The sequence below is a fragment of the Streptomyces sp. PA03-5A genome (assembly GCF_033792725.1).
In the GTDB taxonomy this organism is placed as follows: domain Bacteria; phylum Actinomycetota; class Actinomycetes; order Streptomycetales; family Streptomycetaceae; genus Actinacidiphila.
Genome location: NZ_JARAVL010000005.1, coordinates 293,920 through 315,261, shown reverse-complemented (window position 1 = coordinate 315,261; position 21,342 = coordinate 293,920). Strand labels below are relative to the sequence as shown.

19 protein-coding genes and 1 pseudogene are annotated in these 21,342 nt (G+C 73.7%); 7 read left to right on the top strand and 13 right to left on the bottom strand.

Annotated features, from left to right (window positions below):
* Positions 1-184, bottom strand: a pseudogene (locus PV410_RS08750) (serine protease); the annotation flags it as partial.
* Positions 185-1,263: 1,079 nt separating this feature from the next.
* Between PV410_RS08750 and PV410_RS08745 the strand changes: the two are divergent.
* The 3 genes from PV410_RS08745 (at position 1,264) to PV410_RS08735 (ending at position 4,675) form a co-directional block, all read left to right on the top strand.
* Positions 1,264-2,436: a hypothetical protein gene (locus PV410_RS08745; protein WP_500323398.1), complete on the top strand. Its 1,173-nt coding sequence runs from the start codon at positions 1,264-1,266 to the stop codon at positions 2,434-2,436.
* A gap of 243 nt (positions 2,437-2,679) precedes the next feature.
* Positions 2,680-4,044 carry an MFS transporter gene (locus tag PV410_RS08740; protein ID WP_500323418.1) on the top strand — a complete coding sequence of 455 codons (1,365 nt, stop codon included), beginning with the start codon at positions 2,680-2,682 and terminating at the stop codon, positions 4,042-4,044.
* A 256-nt stretch (positions 4,045-4,300) separates the two neighbouring features.
* Positions 4,301-4,675 (top strand): RNA polymerase-binding protein RbpA, encoded by a 375-nt coding sequence (locus PV410_RS08735; protein ID WP_499515576.1) that lies wholly within the window; start codon positions 4,301-4,303, stop codon positions 4,673-4,675.
* 63 nt (positions 4,676-4,738) lie between these two features.
* Here the strand turns inward: PV410_RS08735 and fxsA are convergent, their stop codons facing one another.
* From fxsA to PV410_RS08710, 5 genes are all read right to left on the bottom strand, one after another.
* Positions 4,739-5,380: an FxsA family membrane protein gene (fxsA, locus tag PV410_RS08730; protein WP_500323397.1), complete on the bottom strand. Its 642-nt coding sequence runs from the start codon at positions 5,378-5,380 to the stop codon at positions 4,739-4,741.
* A gap of 43 nt (positions 5,381-5,423) precedes the next feature.
* Positions 5,424-6,218 (bottom strand): polyprenol monophosphomannose synthase, encoded by a 795-nt coding sequence (locus tag PV410_RS08725; RefSeq protein WP_500323396.1) that lies wholly within the window; start codon positions 6,216-6,218, stop codon positions 5,424-5,426.
* Positions 6,215-7,873, bottom strand: coding sequence for an apolipoprotein N-acyltransferase (gene lnt / locus PV410_RS08720; RefSeq protein WP_500323395.1), 1,659 nt, complete (start codon positions 7,871-7,873; stop codon positions 6,215-6,217). The genes PV410_RS08725 and lnt overlap by 4 nt, the downstream gene beginning before the upstream one ends.
* A 534-nt stretch (positions 7,874-8,407) precedes the next feature.
* Positions 8,408-10,066, bottom strand: coding sequence for an amidohydrolase (locus PV410_RS08715; protein WP_500323393.1), 1,659 nt, complete (start codon positions 10,064-10,066; stop codon positions 8,408-8,410).
* 94 nt (positions 10,067-10,160) lie between these two features.
* Positions 10,161-10,601, bottom strand: coding sequence for an Lrp/AsnC family transcriptional regulator (locus PV410_RS08710; RefSeq protein ID WP_361803599.1), 441 nt, complete (start codon positions 10,599-10,601; stop codon positions 10,161-10,163).
* Between the two features lie 451 nt (positions 10,602-11,052).
* Between PV410_RS08710 and PV410_RS08705 the strand changes: the two genes are divergently transcribed.
* The 4 genes from PV410_RS08705 to PV410_RS08690 all read left to right on the top strand — a co-directional run bounded on the left by PV410_RS08705 (position 11,053) and on the right by PV410_RS08690 (position 15,001).
* Positions 11,053-11,514 carry an SRPBCC family protein gene (locus tag PV410_RS08705; protein ID WP_499515568.1) on the top strand — a complete coding sequence of 154 codons (462 nt, stop codon included), beginning with the start codon at positions 11,053-11,055 and terminating at the stop codon, positions 11,512-11,514.
* A 76-nt stretch (positions 11,515-11,590) separates the two neighbouring features.
* Positions 11,591-12,847, top strand: a complete 1,257-nt coding sequence (locus PV410_RS08700; RefSeq protein ID WP_500323391.1) for a carboxylate-amine ligase — start codon at positions 11,591-11,593, stop codon at positions 12,845-12,847.
* The gene (locus PV410_RS08695; RefSeq protein WP_500323389.1) at positions 12,804-13,952 is read left to right on the top strand and encodes an iron-containing redox enzyme family protein; all 1,149 of its coding nucleotides are present in this window, start codon (positions 12,804-12,806) and stop codon (positions 13,950-13,952) included. Before PV410_RS08700 ends, PV410_RS08695 begins: the two co-directional genes overlap by 44 nt.
* 167 nt (positions 13,953-14,119) lie before the next feature.
* On the top strand, positions 14,120-15,001 hold the full coding sequence (locus tag PV410_RS08690) for a YhjD/YihY/BrkB family envelope integrity protein (protein WP_500323387.1): 882 nt from the start codon (positions 14,120-14,122) through the stop codon (positions 14,999-15,001).
* 177 nt (positions 15,002-15,178) lie between these two features.
* On the opposite strand, the gene PV410_RS08685 is transcribed toward PV410_RS08690, so the two are convergent.
* The 7 genes from PV410_RS08685 to PV410_RS08655 all read right to left on the bottom strand — a co-directional run bounded on the left by PV410_RS08685 (position 15,179) and on the right by PV410_RS08655 (position 21,290).
* Positions 15,179-16,120 carry an anti-sigma factor RsbA family regulatory protein gene (locus PV410_RS08685; RefSeq protein WP_500323417.1) on the bottom strand — a complete coding sequence of 314 codons (942 nt, stop codon included), beginning with the start codon at positions 16,118-16,120 and terminating at the stop codon, positions 15,179-15,181.
* 71 nt (positions 16,121-16,191) lie between these two features.
* Complete coding sequence (gene paaE / locus PV410_RS08680) at positions 16,192-17,301, bottom strand: 1,2-phenylacetyl-CoA epoxidase subunit PaaE (RefSeq protein WP_500323385.1); 1,110 nt, start codon at positions 17,299-17,301, stop codon at positions 16,192-16,194.
* Positions 17,301-17,822, bottom strand: coding sequence for a 1,2-phenylacetyl-CoA epoxidase subunit PaaD (gene paaD, locus PV410_RS08675; RefSeq protein ID WP_500323384.1), 522 nt, complete (start codon positions 17,820-17,822; stop codon positions 17,301-17,303). Before paaD ends, paaE begins: the two co-directional genes overlap by 1 nt.
* The gene (paaC, locus tag PV410_RS08670) at positions 17,819-18,676 is read right to left on the bottom strand and encodes a 1,2-phenylacetyl-CoA epoxidase subunit PaaC (protein WP_500323382.1); all 858 of its coding nucleotides are present in this window, start codon (positions 18,674-18,676) and stop codon (positions 17,819-17,821) included. Before paaC ends, paaD begins: the two co-directional genes overlap by 4 nt.
* Positions 18,677-18,685: 9 nt before the next feature.
* Positions 18,686-18,994 (bottom strand): 1,2-phenylacetyl-CoA epoxidase subunit PaaB, encoded by a 309-nt coding sequence (gene paaB / locus PV410_RS08665; RefSeq protein ID WP_319136252.1) that lies wholly within the window; start codon positions 18,992-18,994, stop codon positions 18,686-18,688.
* Positions 18,991-19,974 (bottom strand): 1,2-phenylacetyl-CoA epoxidase subunit PaaA, encoded by a 984-nt coding sequence (gene paaA, locus PV410_RS08660; protein WP_500323380.1) that lies wholly within the window; start codon positions 19,972-19,974, stop codon positions 18,991-18,993. The genes paaB and paaA overlap by 4 nt, the downstream gene beginning before the upstream one ends.
* Positions 19,975-20,084: 110 nt before the next feature.
* Positions 20,085-21,290 carry a thiolase family protein gene (locus tag PV410_RS08655; RefSeq protein WP_500323379.1) on the bottom strand — a complete coding sequence of 402 codons (1,206 nt, stop codon included), beginning with the start codon at positions 21,288-21,290 and terminating at the stop codon, positions 20,085-20,087.
* Between the last annotated feature and the right edge of the window lie 52 nt (positions 21,291-21,342).

Sequence of the window (21,342 nt, the reverse complement as noted above, 5' to 3'; positions counted from 1 at the left end):
GGGCGGGCCGGGCCCGGGCCGGGGGCTGCGGCGCGCGGCCCGGCCGGCCGGGCGCCTGTGCCCCGTCCGCCGTGTGCCCGGGCACGAACGGCTGGCCGAACCAGGGGTCGGGCTGCCCGTACCAGGCGTCGGGCTGCCCGTACCAGGGCACGGGGGTGGTGTGATCCCCGGAGTTTCGCAGCATCGCAGTCCTTCAGCTCCGACCGGTCAATCATGAGTGACAGTCCGTCATAAATGATGTTAAACCGAAGTATGCGTCAAACGCGGATGGATCAGAGTCAACCGGGCAAAGTGCTCCCCACCCGATCGGGTGGCGCCCTGCGGCAGCGGGGGCAATCCGGCGCCGCGCTGCCAGGACGAGCACCGATGATGCCGACCGTGTCCTGATGGGACCTCACCAGCCGCACGCGCCGGGCCTTGACGTCCTGCGCTCGCTGGCCGTCGCCACGGGCGTCGTGTACCACGCGCGCGCCCCATGGCTCCCGGGCGGTTTCCTGGTCGCGGACCGCCCTGCGCCCGGGGTGCCGCAACGGGTGGCGGCTGCACCGGTGGTGGACGGCGATGGACGAGCGGTTCTCCGCGGCCCGGCCGCTGCCGTGGCTGGGGCGCGCGGCTCGCGCGGGCTCTGCCGGTGGTGCCGGCCCGTGCCCGCGCGCCCTGGTCAACGCCGCTCCGGGAGCTCCGGGTTCACCGGCGCCCGGCTCACCCGCCCCGTACGGATCGCCGGCCCGGGCCGGGCCGTCGCCCCCGCCGGGAAACGGGCGCCGAGGTCGCGGGATACCCGGGGCCCGAGGCCCTCGTGGCGTGGTGCGTGAACACCCGTGGTGGGCCGTTCTGGTGAATCTGCGTGAGATCGCCTGATGACAGGCACCGTTGTCCCGGCGCCATGATCCGTCCGCGCCCCGTAGGGGCGGCGGCGCAGGGCGATGCCGTGGACTTCCCGGTAACGCGCTGTGTTGACGACGCGTCGCCTGACAGGCCATCGACTGACTTCTCATCGCCTGATGCACCGGCGGACTCGTTGCCGGTCACCCGTTTGACCAGCTCTTCACATTTTTCTGACGCCGCTGCGGGTAAGGCTCCCCACCTGCGACAACGCTGTTCCGGCCAGAATTCTGATGCCCCGTCCGGGGGAAGGCCTGTGCCGATTCCGAGGTGCGTGAAGATCCCCGCCCTCGTGCCATGGATCTCAAGGACGCGGTCGCAGTACGTGTCGCGGTGATCTCCAATCCCGCCTGCCCCGTCCGCAAGGAGGTTCCCCCCATGCGTGGTTCACGCATTCTCGCAGCGGCGGCGATGACGGTTTCGGCCGTCGTCCTGCCGGCAAGTGTGGCGGTCGCAGACCCGATCGTCTCCGTCTCCAACAGCGGCCGCGTCGCACCGGGCGAAGTGGTCACCTTCACGCTCGGCGGCTGCATCACGGCGCCGACCTACGTGACCACCATCCCGAAGGTGGAAACGGTGGGCACGGCCGCGACCAACAGCCTCAAGCTCCTGGTGGACAAGGCCACGCCCGCGGGTACCTACCAGGTCCAACTGACCTGCGACGAGCCGGACGGCACCGACGGCCAGGTCACGACGACCGTGACCGTCAGCGTCGACGGCAGCGGCAACGGCAGCGGTCGTGGTGGCGAGGAGGGCCGTGACGGCGGAGGCCGTGACGGCGGAGGCCGTGACGGCGGGGGCCGTGACGGCGAGGGTCGCGGCGACGAGCACGGAGGGAAGGGCGGTTACGGAGGCGGCCACGGCGGCGGTCACGGCGGCGGCGGTGGCGGCGGCTACGGGCGCGGTCACGGCTACGGCGGCGACGACCGGTGCGAGTCGTGGTGGGGCGGCGACGACGACGACAACGGTCGTGGCGGCGGCGGCGGTTACGGCGGCGGCAACGGCGGCGGCGGCGGTGGCAACGGCGGCGGTGGCGGCGGTTACGGCGGCGGCGGCAACGGCGGCGGCGGTGGCGGCGGCGACAACGGCGGCGGTGGCGGCGGTCGCGGTGGCGACAACGGCGGTGACAACGGCGACGACAACAGCAACGACAACAGCAACGACAACGGAAGCGACGACAACGGAAGCGACGACAACAAGAACAGCAGCGGCCTGACCGCCCAGAGCTTCGGCAGCGCGTCCGACGACGGTCGCAACATGGACGACTCGTGGGGCGGCAACGGCGGCGGCAACAAGGGCTGCAAGGGCGGCCACGGCGGCGGCGGTTACGGCGGCGGCAACGGCGGCGGCGGTGGCAACGGCGGCGGTGGCGGCAACGGCGGCGGTGGCGGTGGGGGCGGCGGCAACGGCGGTGGCCCCGACACCGGCTTCGGCGGTTCGATGGGCATGAACACCCCGGAGACCCTGCTCGGCGCCTCGCTCCTGCTCGCCGGTGCCGGTGGCGGCGTCTACATGCTGCGTCGCCGGCGCATGAACGGCGGTCGCGCCTGACCGTCGCGGACCTCCGCGACACAGGCTGACCGTTCTGCCCCCGGGCCGCCCACGCGGCGGCCCGGGGGCAGTCCCGTGCACGGGTCGGGCGGACCGGAGGCGTCCGCCGGATGAACGGAGGAATCCGGCGGATGATCCCCCTCCCCCACCCCGGCCGTGGATGGCATCATGACCGATCACATCGGCAGGGCGCACGACACGGATCGGCAGGAACCACGGGTGACCACGGGCGAGGCGCAGGACATGGCGGTGCAGGACGGAACCGCCGCCCCGGCGCACGAGCGGCGGCGCGCACAGCGCGGCTGGTACTTCTACGACTGGGCCAACTCGGTCTTCTCCACCAGTGTGATCACGGTCTTCCTGGGGCCGTACCTCACCGACGTCGCGGAGGCCGCCGCGGGCCCGGACGGCTACGTCCACCCGCTCGGGATACCGGTCCGCGCCGGGGCGTACTTCGCGTACGTGGTCTCCGCCTCGGTCCTGCTGTCCGTGCTGGTGATGCCGCTCGCCGGGGCCGTCGCGGACCGGACCGGGCGCAAGAAGGCGCTGCTCGGGACCTTCGCGTACGTCGGCGCCGCGGCGACGACGGCGATGTTCTTCGTGACCGGGGACCGCTACCTTCTCGGCGGCGGACTCCTGATCGTCGCCAACGTGGCGTTCGCGTCGGCCATGGTCCTCTACAACGCCTTCCTGCCGGAGATCGCCGAACCCCACGAGCGGGACGCGGTCTCCTCGCGGGGCTGGGCGTTCGGATACGCGGCCGGGGCGTTGATGCTCGTCGCCAACCTGGCGTTGTTCCTCGGGCACGACGCGGTCGGCGTCTCCAAGGGCATGGCGGTGCGGATCTGCCTGGCGTCGGCCGGCCTGTGGTGGGCGGCCTTCACGCTCGTCCCGCTGATACGGCTGCGCGACACCGCGCCCGGCCGGCGGTCCGCCGGGCCGGCGGTCAAGGGCGGGGGTTCGCTCCACCAGGGCTGGCGTCAACTCGCCGACACCTTGCGGGACATGCGCCGCCACCCGCTCACGCTCGCCTTCCTGCTGGCGTACCTCATCTACAACGACGGCATCCAGACCGTGATCTCGCAGGCCTCGCTCTACGGCTCGGAGGAGCTGGAGCTGGACGAGACGGCCCTGATCGGCGCGATCCTCCTGGTGCAGGTGCTGGCCGTCTTCGGCGCCCTGCTGCTGGGCCGGCTCGCGGCGCGGTACGGGGCGCGCCGTACGGTGCTGGGCTCGCTGGTGGCGTGGACGGCGACGATCGGGGCCGGCTTCTTCCTGCCGGCCGGCGAGCCGGTGGCGTTCTACTGTCTGGCCGCGGCCATCGGGATGGTCCTGGGCGGCAGCCAGGCGCTGTCGCGCTCGCTCTTCTCGCACCTGATCCCGCGCGGCAAGGAGGCCGAGTACTACTCGGTGTACGAGGTCAGCGACCGGGGCACGAGTTGGCTGGGGCCGCTGCTGTTCGGCCTGACGTACCAGCTGACCGGGAGCTACCGGGACGCGATCGTGTCCCTGGTGGCGTTCTTCGTCATCGGGTTCGTGCTGCTGGCCAGGGTGCCGATGCGGCGGGCGGTGGCGGCCGCGGGCAATCCGGTCCCCGAGACGATTTAGTGCGGATGGGTGCGGCGCGGTAGTGTACGCCGTTGGCCGTCGGACGGACCGTTACTGCGCGCTAAAGATACCAGAACGCAGGGTGACATCTCTCACGAGATGTGACAAAGCGGGCGTCGATGGGTACAAAAAGGGGCGGCACGACGGGCGACGCACCTCCCGAGAACGGGAATCTTCACCGCCGACCGGACGTTGACCGGATGACGACGACAGCGACACCTGTCCTGTGGGCGACACAGCCCGGGAGGCACGATTCATGAGTGAGCGAGCTCTCCGCGGCACGCGACTCGGGGCGACAAGCTACGAGACCGACCGCGGCATCGATCTGGCACCGCGCCAGACCGTTGAGTACGCATGCCGGAACGGACATCGATTCGAGATGCCGTTCTCGGTGGAGGCCGAGATCCCGCCGGAGTGGGAGTGCCGCGCCTGCGGCCAGATCGCACTCCTGGTCGACGGAGAGGGCCCGGAGGAGAAGACGAGCAAGCCCGCGCGTACGCACTGGGACATGCTCATGGAGCGGCGCACGGTCGAGGAGCTGGAGGAAGTCCTGGCCGAACGACTCGCCGTTCTGCGCTCCGGCGCCATGAACATCGCGGTACATCCGCGCGACCACCGCAAGACCGCCTGACCGAAGGAACTGGGCCCGTGAGGGGCGGGCCCCATCAGACGTGCGCCCCGGGCGAGCGTGGCCTCAGTGCCGCGGCCCGGGGTTTTCGTCGTCCTGCTCGGGGTTGTGGTCGACGACCTCGCCCTGGATCACCTTGCCGTCGGGGCGGTGGATGCGCATCTGCTCCTCGGCGGCGCGCGCCTGGGCGAAGAGGTCACCCAGCGAGCCCGAGCCCGCGCCCCGCTCCCGGGCGGCGGACGCCCGGCGGTCCAGAGCGCGTGCACCCGCCCTCGTCAGCAGGGAACGGGTCGGCGGGAAGAGGAAGAGCAGCCCCGCCACGTCCGAGATCAGCCCGGGCACCATCAGCAGCAGGCCGCCGATCATGATCGGCGCCGCACCGCTGCCGCCGTTCCCGGCGCCGGAGCCCTTCGGCTCCTCCCGGTCCCGCTCCGGCCCTCCGGAGCGCATCGCCTCGTTCAGCGCCCGCCAGGCGCTGCGCCCGGCGTGCCGTACGGCCAGCGCCCCGCACACGAAGCCCGCCACGAGCAGCACGAGGACCGTGAGCCCGCCGGCGGCCCCGGCCACGAGGATGAGCAGCCAGATCTCCAGCAGCGCGTAGGCGGCCACACCGAGCGGTATCCACGTCCCGGCGCGCGAACGCCGCCGCGGACGCCCGTCACCGCCCGGTTGCCGCGGACCGGCCGGCGGCGGGGAGCTGATCGTCATACGCACCATTGTGCCTGCTCCCCGCCGGAGCCCGGAGGGCCGGTCAGCCGCGGCGCCGCCCGGACGTCAGCCGCTTCACACGGGAGCCGACGCCCCAGGCGGTGACCCGCCACAGCGCCTCGGCGACGATCTCCCGGCTCATCTTGCTGTCGCCGCGTTCCCGCTCCACGAAGGTGATGGGGACCTCGACGACGTGGAAGCCGGACGTCACCGCGCGCCGGGCGAGGTCGACCTGGAAGCAGTAGCCCTGGGAGGCCACCTCCTCCATGCCCAGGCCCAGCAGCGTCTCCTTGCGGAACGCCCGGTAGCCCCCCGTCACGTCGCGCAGCGGCACGTCGAGGAGCAGCCGCGAGTAGGTGCTGCCGCCGCGCGACAGGAACTCGCGGGACTTCGGCCAGTTGACCACCCGGCCGCCGGGGATCCAGCGGGAGCCGAGCACCACGTCGGCGCCCTTGAGCGCGGTCAGCAGACGCGGCAGCTCCTCGGGCTGGTGCGAGCCGTCGGCGTCCATCTCGACGAGCACGCCGTAGTCCCGCTCGATGCCCCAGCGGAAGCCGGCCAGGTAGGCGGCGCCCAGCCCCTCCTTGCCCTTGCGGTGCAGCACGTGGACGTGGTCGTCGGCGGCGGCCAGCTCGTCGGCGAGCTTGCCGGTGCCGTCGGGGCTGTTGTCGTCGGCGACGAGGACGTGCGCCTCGGGCACGGCCGCGCGGACCCGGGCGACGATCGGCTTGACGTTGTCGGCCTCGTTGTACGTCGGGATGATCACGAGAACCGAGCCGAGCGGCCCGAAGGCCCTCCCCTGGGCTGCGCCACGGGTGACCCCACCGCCATCGCTCACTGCTGTTCCTCCGTCTCGGTACGTCCTCGCCTGCCCAGCATGATCGCCGCGGCCCAGGACAGCAGGCCCACCATAGCGAGGGTCCATTCGGGAGCGGAGCCGACGCGGTCGGCGACGGTCAGATCGTCGCGGAGCGGCAGCCGGGCGCTGAGCACGGTCTGCGTGAACTCCTCGGTCTGCTGCTCGATCCGCCCGTCGGGGGCGACGACGGCGGTGATGCCGCTCGTCGCCGCCGTGACCACGGCGCGGCCGTGCTCGACGGCGCGCAGCCGGGACATCGCCAGTTGCTGCTCGGGCTGGCCGGTGCGGCCGTAGGTGGCGTTGTTGGTCTGGATGACCAGGGCGCGGGCGCCCGCGGTGACGGTGTCGTGGACGATCCCGTCGTACGCCACCTCGAAGCAGATGACGTCGCCGAGCTTCGCCGGGCCGATCTGCAGGACACCGCTGCCCTTGCCCGGGTAGAAGTCGCGCGGGACCTGGTCGAGCCGTTTGATGACCTTGGTGAGCTGCTCGCGGAAGGGCACGTACTCGCCGAAGGGGACCGGGTGCTGCTTGGTGTAGTGGTCGCCGGGACCGCTCTCCGGGTCCCAGACGATGCCCTCGTTCTGGACGTGGTCCGCGTCCGGGCCGTCGACCAGGGCGCCGACGAGGACGGGGACGCCGACGGCGCGGACCGCCTTGGTGATCAGGGCGTAGGCCTGGGGCTCGGAGAACGGGTCCATGTCGGAGGAGTTCTCCGGCCAGATCACCAGATCGGGCTTGGGCGCACGGCCCGCCTTGACGTCCTCGGCGAGCTTCAGGGTCGCCTCGACGTGGTTGTTGAGGATCTTCAGGGGCCGGCCCAGGAAGTGCATGCCCGGCTGCTGGACGTTGCCCTGCACGATGGCCACCCGGACGGTGTCGTCGGCCGCGGTGGGCACCGGCACCGCGTACCCGGCGGCGAAGGTGGCCACCGCCAGCACCGCCGCCGTCGTGGCGGGCACGTGACGGCGCGGGCCGAAGACGACCGGGCCCCTGCGCAGCCGCCACACGGCGACCGCGGCCGCGGCCAGCAGCGAACCGCACAGCGCGACGGCGAAGGTCACCAGCGGTGCGCCGCCGAGCGCGGCGAGCGGGGTGAAGGGGGTGGCGGTGTTCGCGAAGGCCAGCCTGCCCCACGGGAAGCCGCCGAACGGCAGCCGGTCCCTGACGAGTTCCTCCGCCACCCACAGGCAGGCGCCCCACAGCGGCCAGGCGCGCAGCCGCGATGTGACCGCCAGACCCGCGCCGAGCACGGAGACGAAGGCGGCCTCGATGACGGACAGGCCCACGACCGCGTCCCAGCCGATCACCCGCAGCCACAGCAGGAGCCACACGAAGAACGGCAGTCCGAAGGCGAAGCCCAGCCACGCGCCCTGGCGGGCGGTACGGCCCCGGGTCAGCAGCGCCAGGCCGGCCACGGCAGCGACCGACAGCGGCCACACCCCGTACGGGGGGAACGCGGCCGCCAGGGCCAGGCCGCACAGCGCGGCGAGCGCCGACCGCCGCGCGTTCGCCCGCACGGCGCGCGCCGTGCGGGCGATGCGGCCGGGTGCCGGAGCGGGTGGCGGCGGCGGTTCTACGGACGTCGCCGGCGGCGCGGCGGGGGCCGGTGCGGCGTCGGAGCGCGGTCGCAAGGTACGCGGCCTTCCTGCAGGTGGTCACTGTGTGACAGTGACCGTACCCCCAACGGCCCTGTCCGCGGACCCCGGGCGGGCAAAGCCTCCCGCGGCGGACCCGCGGCGCGGGAGGGGCGTGAACTGCTCGGGGCCCGGAACGCCCTTCGGGCCGACCTGGGACCCGCTGGCTGCGGATCGGCGACAAGGCCGTTGTCTACTGGGCGTCCGGGCCCCTCCCGGGTCACACCTGCCGACCGGGCGGAGCCTCTCGTTGAGGCGGACCGCGTTCCGTGCCGCGAGCGCTGGACCTGGCTGCCAGTGGCGCACGCCGTACGGCGCGACGCCCCGTGGCCCAGCTGCGGCCGTCGGCGCACGGAGATCCGGTCGGACGTCCGGTGGTGGACCCGGCCGAACCTACTCGCCCCCGACCGTCGCCTGTCAACAGCCGTTTGACCTGCGCGGATTGACCAAATCAGCAGGTCAACGCGAGGCCGGGGAAAGTTCCACGCCATCCCGACGGAGAACCGTTCGGGGGCATCGGCCGTTGACCCGTCACTCGTTCGGCCGTGCGAAGACCGTACGGCCTCCGACCACCGTGCGCAGCGCCGTCGGCAGCGGCAGCCCGGGGGTGAGTTCGGGCAGCCCGGGGGTGCCGGAGCGCGGGTCGGTGGACCAGTTGGCGACCCGCTCGTCGGGGGCCTGGACCACGAGGTCACCGGCCTGCCACACCACGTAGTCCGCGGGTGCGCCGGGCACGAGGACGCCCGCGTCGTCGCGGCCCACGGCGCGCCAGCCGCCGCGGGTGTGCGCGTTGAACGCGCCGCGGACGGAGATGCGGTGCTCGAGGGTCCGGTGGAAGGCGGCGGCGCGCACCGTGCCCCAGGGGTCGAGCGGCGTGACCGGGCTGTCGGAACCGAGGGCCAGGGGCACCCCGGCCCGGGTCATGGCGGCGAACGGGTTGAGGGTGCGGGCCCGTTCGGCGCCGAGCCGCTGGGCGTACATGCCGTCCTCACCGCCCCAGGCGGCGTCGAAGGCGGGCTGCACGGAGGCGACCAGGCCCAGCTCCGCGAAGGCGGCGACGATGTCCTCGGTCATCATCTCGGCGTGCTCGACGCGGTGCCTCAGCGCGCGCACGCGGTCCAGGCCCACCCGGCGGGCGGCCTCGCGCATCCCCTCCGCGACGGCGGCCACGGCGGCGTCCCCGATCGCGTGGAAACCCGCCTGCACCCCCGCCTCGGTGCACAGGGCCACGTGGTCGGCGATCGCCGCCGCGTCCAGGTAGGCGGTGCCGCCGACGGCGGGGGCGTCGGTGTACGGGGCGTGCAGGCAGGCCGTGCGGGAGCCGATGGAGCCGTCCACGAAGAGGTCGCCGCCCGCGCCGACGGCGCCCAGGTCCCGGATCCGCTCCAGGTCCTCGGCGCCGGTCACGGCCTCGGCCCAGTAGCCGTACACGCGCGGCCCGGGCTCGGCCGCGGCCAGCCGCAGCAGCGCGGTGAGGTCGTCCTCGGAGGAGATGTCCGGGCCCGCGCACTCGTGGACGGCGCTGATGCCGAGCGAGGCGGCGTGGGCGAGTGCGGTGCGCTGCGCGGCGGCACGCTGCGCGGGCGTGACGGCGCCGTAGGCCGCGCGCCGGACCGCGTGGTGGGCGTCGCGGGTGAGCGGCCCGTCGGGGTGGTGGCCGGCCATCGTCCCGACATCGGGGACCAGCGCCAGCAGGGCGGTGGTGACGACCGCTGAGTGGACGTCGGCGCGGGTCAGGTACAGGGGGCGGCCGCCGGTCGCCGCGTCGAGTTCCGCGCGGGTCGGCGGGCGCTGCCCCGGCCAGCGGCTCTCGTCCCAGCCGTGGCCGAGCAGCACCCGGTGGCCGGGGTTGGCCTGCGCGTACGCGGCGACCCTGGCGAGGGCGTCGGTCAGGTCGCGGGCGGGGGCCAGGTCGAGGCCGGTCAGCGCCAGGCCGGTGGCGGTGGTGTGCACGTGGGCGTCGGTGAACGCGGGGGTGACCAGCGCACCGGCGAGGTCGACCACCTCGTCGACGCCCGCGGCGAAGGACTCCGCGGCGCCCTCCGAGCCGAGCCAGGCGACCGTGCCGCCGTCGACGACCATGGCCGTCGCGAAGGGGTCGGCGGGGCTGTAGACGTTGCCGCCGCGCAGCAGCACGGTGCGGCTCGCGCCGGATCCGCTGGTGGTCGGCTCGTTCGTGGTGTGCGGCACTGGGTTTCGCCTCGCGATGTGATGTTGGGCCCGCCCGGGCCCCGGTGGGGGCGAGGGGACGGGATCGTGCGGTGGGTCAGGGGGCCGTGGGGCCTCAGACGCGCGGTGGGCGCGCCTCGTACGGCGTGGAGAGGACCACCGTGGTGCGGGTGGAGACCCCGGCCAGGGTGCGGATCTTCGCGAGCAGGTGCTCCAGCTCGATCGGGGTGGCCACCCGGACCTTGAGGATGTAGTTCTCCTCCCCCGCGACGCTGTGGCACGCCTCGATCTCGGGGACCTCGGCAAGACGGTCGGCGATGTCGTCGGGTGCGCTCGGGTCGAAGGGCTTCACCGAGATGAACGCCGTCAGCGACAGCCCCACCGACTCCGGGTCCACGATCGCCGCGTACCCGCGGATCACCCCGCGCTGCTCCAGGCGCCGTACGCGCTGGTGCACCGCGGACGTGGACAGGCCGGTGGCCTTGCCCAGGTCGGTGTAGCTCATGCGCCCGTCGGCCACGAGAAGTTCCACGATCTGCCGGTCCAGCTCCTCCACAGCGCAAGAACCTACAGGGTCCCCGGACGCCGACGGTATCCGGCCGCCCCGTCCCGGCCGGGCGCGAGCGGCGGCGGCGCGGAGCCGACCTGCCGGGGCCGGGGTGAGCACGGCGGCGGCGCCGACGGGGAGGGGCCGCGCAGCCCGCACTGGCCGTGCGCTCGTCGCCTGCCACCCGTGGCAACTCCGGACGCGCAGGAGTGCCGGCCGCCGGCCGCATCCCGTACGGGCCGCGGCCTGTCGGCGGCGGCGCCCGGATCCGCCCCGCGGACCGCTTCAGCGGTCCCGCCCACGCGGCTGCCCTCCTCGACACGAGCCGGTGACCGGCGCGGCTGCCCTACCCGAGGGCACCGCACCAGACATAGGACCCGGCGACCGCCGGATCAGGACGATTAGGCACATCCGCACCGGGAAGCCGACCCAGCGACGATTCCTCGGAAGGAGCGGACCCATGGGCACGATCAGCGAATCCGTCGACGTCGACGTCCCGCTGCACACCGCGTACAACCAGTGGACGCAGTTCGAGGAGTTCCCGAACTTCATGGAGGGCGTGGAACAGGTGACGCAGGTCGACGACCGGCACAACCACTGGGTGACGAACGTCGCCGGTGCCCGCCGGGAATTCGACACGGAGATCATCGACCAGCTGCCGGACGAGCGGGTCGCGTGGCGCACCGTCACCGGGGACGTCCGGCAGCGCGGCGTCGTGACGTTCCAGGAGCTGGACGCCTCGCACACCCGGGTCAACCTGGCCATGGAGCTCCAGACCTCCGGCCTCGCGGAGAAGGCCGCCGACGCGCTCGGCGTCGTGGACCGGCGGGCCCGGGGCGACCTGCGGCGCTTCAAGCACTTCATCGAGGAACGGGGCAGCGAGACGGGCGCGTGGCGCGGTCGTGTCGCCCCGGGCGGATGACCCCCGTGCCCGCCCCTGGGGCCTCCGCGTGCGGCCGTTCGGGTCCGGCACGGTGCGGGCGGGGTAAGGGGGGTGCATGGGCGATGTGGACGACCGGGCGCCGGCGGGCGGCCTGACCTTCGGGGTCGAGGAGGAGTTCCTGCTGGTCGACCCGCGGACCGGACGGCTGGTCGACGGCGCGGCCGCCGTCATCGCCCGGGCCTCGTGCGTGCCGCCGCCCGCCCCGGACGTCGCGCTGCAGCACGAGCTGTCGGCCGCGCAGATCGAGTCGGCCACCGGGGTGGCCACGCGCCTGTCCGAGCTGACCGGCCAGCTGGCGGCCACGCGCCGCCTGCTGGCCGACGCCGCCGCCGCCGAGGGCACGCGGCTGGTCTCTTCGGGAACGCCCGTACTGGACGGCCCCTCCGGGATCAGTGCGGGCGAGCGCTACGCCGCGATCGCCGGCATCTACGAGAGCCAGGCGACCGGCTACCGGGCCTGCGGCTGCCACGTCCACGTGGGCGTACCGGACCGGGAGACCGCCGTCGCGGTCCTCAACCACCTGCGGCCGTGGCTGCCGACGCTGCTGGCGCTGTCGGCCAACTCGCCCTACGACCGGGGCCGCGACTCCGGCTACGCCAGCTGGCGTGTGCTGGACCAGGCGCGGTTCCCCGGTTCCGGGATCCCCCCGTGGTTCGCGTCGGCGGCGGAGCACGACGCCGAGGTCGACCGGCTGGTGGCCTGCGGGGTGCTGGTGGACCACGCCATGACGTTCTGGCTGGCCAGGCCCTCGCCGCGGCTGCCCACGGTGGAGGTCCGGGTCGCGGACGCGCTGGGTGCGACATGGGAGACGGCGTTGCAGGCCGCGCTCACGCGGGCGCTCGTGCGCACGGCGCTCGACGACCTCTCCCGGGGCGTCCCGGCCCCGCGCATGACGGCTCAGCTCGCCGCGGCCGCGCTCTGGTCGGCGGCCCGCTACGGGATGTCGGGCCCGGGGATCCATCCCGTCCGGGAGACCCGCGTGCCCGCCACGGCGCTGCGTGACGAGCTGCTGCGGCGCGTCGCGCCCGCGCTGGAGGACACCGGCGACCTGGCCTTCGTCCGCGAGGCCACGGCCGCCCTCGCCCGGACGGGGAGCGGCGCCGACCGGCAGCGGCGGGCCGCGGCGGCGGGCGGCCCCCGCGCCGCGGTGGACATGCTGGTCGAGCAGACGGCGACGGACGGCCGCATGCCCCCGGCGTCAGCGGGCAGGGGCACCGGCGGACGCCCGTACGCCCAGGACGTCCCCGCACCGACCCACGGAGGACCCGATGGACACGGTCTGCGACCTCTCGACCGGTCCCCGGACCGCTGAGCCCCCGCCGCCCGCACCGCGCGGCCCCCTCTCCCGGGCCGTGCTCGGCGCCCTCACCCAGGGGCCGCCGGGTACCGCCCTTCCGGTGTCCACCGGGGCGGTCGAGGCCGCCGATCCGTACGGCGAGGACGTACAGCTCGCGCTGCACGTCTGCTACGAACTCCACTACCGGGGTTTCGCCGGGGTGCACCCCGGCTGGGAGTGGGATCCGGGGCTGCTCGCGCTGCGCGGCGCCATGGAGGGCTCCTTCGGGGCGGCCCTCCGCGCCGAGCTGCCGGCCACCCCGGGCGGCGCCGCGGCCCGCACGGCCCTCGACCGGGAACTGGAGGGGCTGCTGCACGAGCCGCGCGACGGGCGCGGTGTGTCGCACTTCCTCCGCGACGAGGGCACCTGGGAGCAGTTGCGGGAGTACTTCGTGCACCGGTCGGTCTACCAGCTGAAGGAGGCCGATCCGCACGCATGGGTCATCCCGAGGCTCACCGGCCGGGCGAAGGCCGCGCTCGTGGCCGTCGAGTACGACGAGTTCGGGAGCGGGCGCGGAGAACGCGTGCACGCGCGGCTCTACGCCGACCTGCTCCGGGACGCCGGGCTGGACGCCTCCTACGGCCACTACGTGGACGCCGTACCGGCCGTCACCCTCGCCACGGTGAACCTGATCTCCTGGCTGGGCCTGCGCCGGGAACTGCGCGGGGCGCTCGTGGGGCACTTCGCGGCCGCCGAGATCTCCACCCCGCCGTCCGCCCGCCGGACGGTGGAGGCGATCGACCGGCTCGGCGGCGGTGCCGTCTGCCGGCACTTCTACGAGGAGCACGTCGAGGCCGACGCCGTGCACGAGCAGGTGCTGCGCCGCGACGTCATCGGCGACCTGTTGGCCCACGAACCTCACCTCACCGCCGACGTCGTCCTGGGGATCCGCGCCATGGCGCTGGTGGAGCGGCGCCTGGAGGAGCACCTGCTGGGCGCGTGGCGCGCCGGGCGCACCTCGCTGCGCGCCGTACCGGAGCCCGCCGTGCCGTCCGGTTCGTCCGGGTCGTACGGGGAAGGTGCACCCCATGAGGCCCGGGCAGCGAGCCGCAGCGGCGTCCCGCCCGCCGAGCAGGCCTGAGCAAGGAGGACGAGCCATGCGCTCAGAACCCCTGGCAACCCGGGTGGAGACGGCACGCCTCGCGGCGGACCGCGCCCCCGTGCGCTGAGGCCCCCGCGATGGCAGGTGGGGCGGCCCGGTGGCTCCGGCATCCGTACCGGTCGTGGCGGGACTCACGGGCGGGCCGCATGTGGCACCAGGGGGGCGAACTGGAGCTGCTGCAGCGCTCCATGGGGTTCGCGGCACTGGGTCTGGTGACGCTGGTCCCGCTGCTGATCGTGGTCGCCGCGGCCCTGCCCTTCCACGGCAACGGCTTCGCGCAGTGGGTCGTGGACGGCATGGGCCTGTCGGCGCGGCCCGCGGAGGCCGTGCGGGAGCTGTTCGCCGCGCCACGCAAGGTGATCAGCTCCACGAGCGGTCTGAGCCTGCTGGCGCTGGCGCTCTTCGGGCTCTCCTTCGCGGCCTGCGTCGAGGTCGGCTACACCCGGATCTGGCAGGTGCCGCCCACTCCGTGGCACCACGTGTGGCGGCGGGCGGTGTGGCTGGCGGCGCTGACCGCGTACCTGTTCGCGGAGGCGCAGAGCGGGGTGGTGCTGGGCGGGGGGTGGCCGGACACGGTGTTCCGCGGCGGCACGGCCGTCGTGCTGGGCTTCGTCTTCTTCTGGTGGGGCCAGTACTTCCTGCTGGCCGGGCAGGTGCCGTTGGCGGCGCTGGCGCCAGGGGCCGTCGCGACGATGGTCGGCCTCATCGGGCTGCGGGTCTTCTCCTCCTTCGTGTTCGCCCCGCTGATCGTGACCAACGCCGTCTCCTACGGGGCCGTCGGCACGGTGCTGATCGTGCAGTGCTGGCTGATCGGGGTGGGTTTCGTGGTGTTCGGGGGCGCCTTGCTCGGTCGCCATCTGCAGAATCCGAGCAAATGGTTTCATTCAGGATCTTCCGGGCAGGCGGAGGGAAGCGCTGATCGAGCCCTGGAAGGAGAACCCCATGGGTGCCGAGAAGAAGGTCAAGCACACCGGCCAGAAGATGAAGGGCAAAGCGGAGGAGGCCACGGGCAAGGTGACCGGCAATGAGAGCCTGCGCATGAAGGGGAAGAAGGATCAAGTCGGCAGCGACGCCAAGCAGGCCGTGGAGAAGGGCAAGGACGTGGGCAAGGACGTGGGCAAGGACGTCTTCGGCCGCTGACCGCTCTGGTGACCACGGACCGCGGGACCGGCGGGCGCGCACGCCCGCTGGTCCCGCGCCGGCGGTCAGGCTCGCAGGTAGAAGCGGATGGTGGTGCCGTCGCCTGCGGTGCGCTGGCGCACCAGGTCGGCGATGCGGTGGACCATCAACAGGCCCCTGCCGTGGGGGCGGTCCCGTGACGCGGGGTGGCGGCCGGCGAGCGGGTCGGTCAGCCGTCCGCGGTCGTGCACCTCGCACACCACGTGATCGTCTCCCGCCCAGACGCGGACGACGCCCGACCCGCCGCCGTGCAGCACGCTGTTCGTGATCAGTTCGCCGGCGGCGAGGGAGAACTCGGCGAGCCGCTCGCCGCCCAGGCCCAGTCGGTGTGCCTGGGCCGTCGCGACGTGCCGGGCGTCGGCGAGTTGCGGCTCCGCAAAGCCGAAGGCGAAGGCGCCGTGCGGGGGGTGCGGCAGCCGGTTGTGCGCGGCGATCACCCGGCGTGGTGCGTAGTGCGCGCTGCGTTCCTCGCGGCCGCCGTCGACCACCACGGGATGCGTGGCGCGGGCCTCCGCCAGCACCGCGGCGTCCAGCCGGGCGGCGTCGTAGGGGCACAGGATCGTCACGGGGCGTCCGGCGAAGGCCATGTTGATCAGTGCCTCGTGCTGGGCGCACGCCGGATACTCCAGGGCGCTCCGCCCGGGCCAGACGGGCTCCCCGATGATCCGTACCCGTCCGGTGGGCCGGGTGTCGGCGAAGGCCCGCAGCACACCGGGGATGATGCGGCCGGGATTGCGCCCGGCCCGCTCCATGTCGACCCAGTGCACCTCGGCGCCGCGCGGGCCCAACGCGGCGCGCAACTGGGCGAGACGGGGTGGGGGCACGGCCACCGCGACCGGCTCCCCGGCGGCCATCCCGTCCAGCAGGAAAGGCACCGTGACGGCCGTGTACTCCCGTGCGTTCCGGTAGAACAGCGCGGGGTGCACGAACGGCCCGGCGTCGGAGACCTCGCCGACCTCGCTCAGCACGTCGTCCACCTCCCACCCCCGGGCCGACCTTACCAACCGGCTCCGGGGGGGCGCGGGGTGCCGACGAGGCGTCAGCTGTCGTAGTCGACCGTCAGGTTGTCGGACTCCGCGTAGCTCTGGCAGGTCAGCACGTAGCCCGCGTCGACCTCGGACGCCTCGAGGGCGAAGTTGCGGCGCATCTCGGCCTTGCCGTCGGTGACGAGCGCGCGGCAGGTACCGCAGACGCCGCCCTTGCAGGCGAAGGGCAGATCGGGGCGGGTGCGCTGGGCGCCGTCGAGGACGCTGCGGTCACGGGGCAGGGCGGCCGTGGTCGTACGGCCGTCGAGGACGATGGTGACCTGGCTGACCGGGCCCTCGGCCACGGCGTCCTCGTGGTGCACCGGGGTCACCGGCTCGTCGTCCGCGTAGAACAGCTCCTGGTGCACCCGCTCCCCGGGCACGCCGAGGCCGGCGAGGACCTGCTGGGCGTCGACGACCATGCCGTGCGGGCCGCACAGCCACCAGTGGTCGGCGTTCGGGACGTCGACGAGGCCCTCGACGAGGGTGGCGAGCCGTCCGGCGTCGAGGCGGCCGGAGAGCACCTCGGCCTCGCGCGGCTCCCGTGAGAGCACGTGGGCGAGCTGGAACCGGGCGGGGTGCAGGTCCTTCAGCTCGGCGAGCTCGTCGGCGAACATCACGGTGTCGGTGCGCCGGTTGCCGTAGAAGAGCGTGACCCGGGACCCGAGGTCGGCGGCGAGGACGGACTCGGCGATGGAGAGCATCGGGGTGATGCCGGAGCCCGCGGCTATGAGCACATGGTGCCCGGGCGCGGTGAGGTCGGGGGTGAAGGCACCGGTGGGGCCCATGACCTCGACGGTGTCGCCCGGGCGCACCTCGTGCACCAGCCACGACGAGAACAGGCCGCCGGGCACCACGCGCACCCCGATGCGGGGGGTGGCGCCGGCGGGCGAGCAGATGGAGTACGAGCGTCGCTCGTCCCGGCCGTCGACCTCGCGGCGCAGCGTGAGGGACTGACCGGGCGCGAAGGCGAACTCCCCGGCCAGCTCGTGCGGTATGTCGAAGCTGACGGCGGCGGCGTCCTCGCAGAGCGGCTCGACCGCGGCGACCCGCAGGGCGTGGAAGGCCGGGCGGCGGCGGACCCGCGGGGCCGGCGCCTGCGGGGCGGGGATGGTCGGGGCCATCAGATCTCCTTGACGTACTCGAACGGCTCCAGGCAGGCACGGCAGCGCCACAGGGCCTTGCAGGAGGTGGCGGCGAAGCGCGAGGTCTCCTCGGTGTCCGCCGAGCCGCAGCGGGGGCAGGCGACGTCGCGCCGGGTGGCGGTGAGCACCAGCGGCACCGCCCCGGTGACGCGCCGGGGCGCGGGACCGGGAGGTGCGATGCCGTGCTCGGCGAGCTTGCGGCGGCCCTCGGGGGTGATCCAGTCGGTCGTCCACGGCGGGTCCAGCACGGTGCGGATCTCGACCCGGTCGAAGCCCGCGGCGCGCAGCCGGGCGGCCACGTCGGCGCGCATCTCCGCCATGGCCGGGCAGCCGGAGTAGGTGGGGGTGAGGGCGGCCACGACCGTGCCGTCCCCGGTGACCTCGACGTCACGCAGGACGCCGAGGTCGGCCAGGGTCAGCATGGGCAGCTCGGGGTCCGGCACCTCGGCGGCCACGCGGGCCGCCCGGTGCGCGTCGGTGAGCACGGTCACGGCGCTCACCAGACCGCTCCGGGGTGTGCGCGGGCGATGCCCTGCAACTCCGCGAGCAGCGGGGCGAGGTGTTCGGTGCGGTCACCCTCACGGCCGTGGCCGGGCAGGGGATCGGCCTGGACCGGACGCAGCCCGGCGGCCTCGGTGACCTGGCGCAGCGCGGCGGTCACCTCGTCCCGCACACCGGCCGGGTCGGCCCCGCACGTGGCGCCGGCCGTGAACAGCTCCTCCAGGTAAGGGGCGACCTGTTCGAGGCCGGCCCGCATGCGGCGGTGCGACTCCTCGGTGCCGTCGCCGAGCCGTACCACCCACTCGGCGGCGTACTGCCGGTGGTAGGTCAGCTCGTTGACGCCCTTGGCGGCGACGGCGGCGAGCACCGGGTCCTGCGCGGAGCGGGCGAGCCGCTCGAAGACGGCGAGCCGCCAGCAGGACGTGACGAGCAGCCGGGCCATGGAGAACGCGAAGTCCCCGCAGGGAAGTTCGGCCAGGCGGACGTTGCGGAAGTCGGCGGCGTCCCGGAAGTAGGCGTAGGCGTCCTCGTCGCGACCGGTGCCGTCCACCTGACCGGCGCGGGAGTAGAGCAGACGGGCCTGGCCGAGCAGGTCGAGCCCGATGTTGGCGAGGGCCACCTCCTCCTCCAGCTCCGGCGCGCGGGTGCACCACTCGGCCAGGCGCTGGGCGCCCACCAGGGCGTCGTCGCCCAGCGCCAGGCAGTGGGCGGCCAGCTCCGCGGCGTCCACACCGTCGGGCACGGCGGTGTCGACGCCGTGCAGCGGGTCCTCGAAGCCGGTGCCGAAGGCCCAGCGGGCGTCACTGTCGTCGTGCCCCTCGGCCAGGGACAGGTAGACGTGCTCGTCGCTCATGCCCTGCTCCTAGATGTGGGGGACGTCTTCGGGGATGTCGTAGAAGGTGGGGTGCCGGTAGACCTTGTCGGCGCTGGGCGTGAAGAAGGGGTCCTTCTCGTCCCGCGTGGACGCGGCGATGTGCTCCGAGCGCACCACCCAGATGCTCACGCCCTCGTTCCGCCGCGTGTACAGGTCGCGGGCGTGGGTGAGGGCCATGCGGTCGTCGGCCGCGTGCAGGGACCCGACGTGGACGTGGTTCAGGCCGCGCTTGCCGCGGACGAACACCTCGTACAGGGGCCACTCGGCCCGGGTCGTGCTGTCGCCGGTGGTGCTCATGCCACGGCTCCTTCCTCTGCCCGGGCCGCCTGCTTGGCGGCGTGGGCGGTCGCGGCCTCGCGCACCCAGGCGCCTTCCTCGTGTGCGGAGCGGCGGCGTGCCATCCGCTCGGCGTTGCACGGCCCGTCGCCGCTGATGACTCGCTGCAGCTCCGACCAGTCGGGGGTGCCGAAGTCGTGCCGGCCGCGCTCCTCGTCCCAGCGCAGCTCCGGGTCGGGCAGCGTCACGCCGAGCTTGTCGGCCTGCGGGACAGTCATGTCGACGAACCGCTGGCGCAGCTCGTCGTTGCTGTGGCGCTTGATCTTCCAGGCCATCGACGCGGCCGAGTTGGGCGAGTCGCCGTCGGGCGGGCCGAACATCATCAGCGACGGCCACCACCAGCGGTCCACCGCGTCCTGCACCATCTCCCGCTGGGCCTGCGTGCCGCGCATCATCGTCATCAGCAGCTCGTAGCCCTGGCGCTGGTGGAAGGACTCCTCCTTGCAGATGCGCACCATGGCGCGGGCGTACGGCCCGTAGGAGGAGCGGCAGAGCGGCACCTGGTTGCAGATCGCCGCGCCGTCGACGAACCAGCCGATGACGCCGACGTCGGCGAAGCTGAGGGTCGGGTAGTTGAAGATCGAGGAGTACTTCTGGCGGCCCTCGATCAGACGCTGCGTGAGGTCCGCGCGGTCGATGCCCAGGGTCTCGGCGGCCGAGTAGAGGTACAGCCCGTGGCCGGCCTCGTCCTGGACCTTCGCGAACAGGATGGCCTTGCGGCGCAACGACGGGGCACGGGTGATCCACTCGCCCTCGGGCTGCATGCCGATGATCTCCGAGTGCGCGTGCTGCGCGATCTGCCGGATCAGCGTCCTGCGGTAGCCGTCGGGCATCCAGTCCCGCGGCTCGATGCGCTGGTCCCGCGCGATCGTGGCGTCGAAGTGCTCCTGGAGCGGCGCCTGCGCGCCCTCCGCCGGCACGGTGGCGTTCGGTGTGGTCATCGATACCAGCTTCCCCTACCGACCATTCGTTCGGTTACAGTCTGACGAACTTTGCCGCACCCGGCAAGCCCTGTGGACGACGGTCGCCCGCGGTCCTCCGAAGCCTGCGCTCACACCCGCTCCACCAGCATCGCCACACCCTGGCCGACTCCCACGCAGAGGGTGGCGAGGCCGCGGCGGCCGCCCTCGCGCTCCAGGCGGCCGAGGAGGGTGAGCAGGATGCGGGCGCCCGAGCAGCCCAGCGGGTGACCGAGCGCGATCGCACCGCCGTCGGCGTTGACCCGCTCCTCGTCCAGCTTCAGACGGCGGACGACCGCGAGCGCCTGGGCGGCGAAGGCCTCGTTGAGTTCGACGGCGTCCAGGTCGCCGGTCTGCCATCCGGCGCGGGCGAGCGCCTTCTCCGTCGCCGGTACGGGACCGAGGCCCATGAGGTGGGGCTCGACCCCGGCGGTGGCGGAGGTGACGATCCTGGCGCGGGGCGTGAGGCCGTAGCGCTCGACGGCCGCGCGGCCGGCGACCACGAGGGCCGCGGCGCCGTCGGAGAGCGGCGAGGAGGAGCCGGCGGTCACGATGCCGTCCTTGCGGAAGATGGTGCGCAGGGTCCCGAGCTTCTCCAGGGTGGTGGAGGGACGCGGGCCCTCGTCACGGGTGACCTCGCCGTCCTTGACGGCGACCGGCACGATCTCGCGGTTGAAACGGCCGGCCTCCTGAGCCGCGACGGCCCGCCGGTGGCTGCGCAGCGCGAAGGCGTCGGAGTCGGCGCGGCTGATCCCGTCCAGGGCGGCGACCTCCTCCGCGGTCTCCCCCATGGACAGCGTGTCCTTCGCGGTGAAGCGCGGGTTGGTGAAGCGCCAGCCCAAGGAGGTGTCGTGCACCTCACCCGGCTTGGCCCACGGGGTGCCGGGCTTGGCCATCACCCAGGGGGCACGGGTCATGGACTCCACCCCGCCGGCGACCACCAGGTCGGCCTCGCCGGAGCGGATCGCCTGCGCCGCCGAGGCCACGGCGGTGAGGCCGGAGGCGCACAGCCGGTTGACGGTGTAGCCGGGCACCGTGTGCGGCAGGCCGGCCAGCAGCACGGCCATCCGGGCGACGTCGCGGTTGTCCTCGCCCGCCTGGTTGGCGGCGCCGAGGATCACCTCGTCCACGGCCCCGGCCGGGATCCCGGCGCGGCTCACGGCCTCGCCGACCACCAGGGCCGCCAGGTCGTCGGGGCGCACGGAGGCCAGGGCGCCGCCGTAACGGCCCTGCGGGGTCCGCGCGCCGTCGATCAGGAAGACCTCGTCTGCGGGTCGCGCGGGGAGGTGCTGGGACATGCGTTCCACCTCTTGACAGGCAGTTCGGATGCTGGATTACCTTGGGTGCCGC

What these genes read in the sequence shown, in the direction of transcription:
- PV410_RS08745 (WP_500323398.1), top strand. Translation starts at nt 1,264, where the DNA reads ATGCGTGGTTCACGCATTCTCGCAGCGGCGGCGATGACGGTTTCGGCC.
- paaA (WP_500323380.1), bottom strand. Translation starts at nt 19,974, where the DNA reads ATGACCACACCGAACGCCACCGTGCCGGCGGAGGGCGCGCAGGCGCCG.
- paaC (WP_500323382.1), bottom strand. Translation starts at nt 18,676, where the DNA reads ATGAGCGACGAGCACGTCTACCTGTCCCTGGCCGAGGGGCACGACGAC.
- PV410_RS08700 (WP_500323391.1), top strand. Translation starts at nt 11,591, where the DNA reads ATGGGCGATGTGGACGACCGGGCGCCGGCGGGCGGCCTGACCTTCGGG.
- PV410_RS08740 (WP_500323418.1), top strand. Translation starts at nt 2,680, where the DNA reads ATGGCGGTGCAGGACGGAACCGCCGCCCCGGCGCACGAGCGGCGGCGC.
- PV410_RS08695 (WP_500323389.1), top strand. Translation starts at nt 12,804, where the DNA reads ATGGACACGGTCTGCGACCTCTCGACCGGTCCCCGGACCGCTGAGCCC.
- paaE (WP_500323385.1), bottom strand. Translation starts at nt 17,301, where the DNA reads ATGGCCCCGACCATCCCCGCCCCGCAGGCGCCGGCCCCGCGGGTCCGC.
- PV410_RS08705 (WP_499515568.1), top strand. Translation starts at nt 11,053, where the DNA reads ATGGGCACGATCAGCGAATCCGTCGACGTCGACGTCCCGCTGCACACC.
- PV410_RS08655 (WP_500323379.1), bottom strand. Translation starts at nt 21,290, where the DNA reads ATGTCCCAGCACCTCCCCGCGCGACCCGCAGACGAGGTCTTCCTGATC.
- PV410_RS08735 (WP_499515576.1), top strand. Translation starts at nt 4,301, where the DNA reads ATGAGTGAGCGAGCTCTCCGCGGCACGCGACTCGGGGCGACAAGCTAC.
- paaB (WP_319136252.1), bottom strand. Translation starts at nt 18,994, where the DNA reads ATGAGCACCACCGGCGACAGCACGACCCGGGCCGAGTGGCCCCTGTAC.
- fxsA (WP_500323397.1), bottom strand. Translation starts at nt 5,380, where the DNA reads ATGACGATCAGCTCCCCGCCGCCGGCCGGTCCGCGGCAACCGGGCGGT.
- PV410_RS08690 (WP_500323387.1), top strand. Translation starts at nt 14,120, where the DNA reads ATGTGGCACCAGGGGGGCGAACTGGAGCTGCTGCAGCGCTCCATGGGG.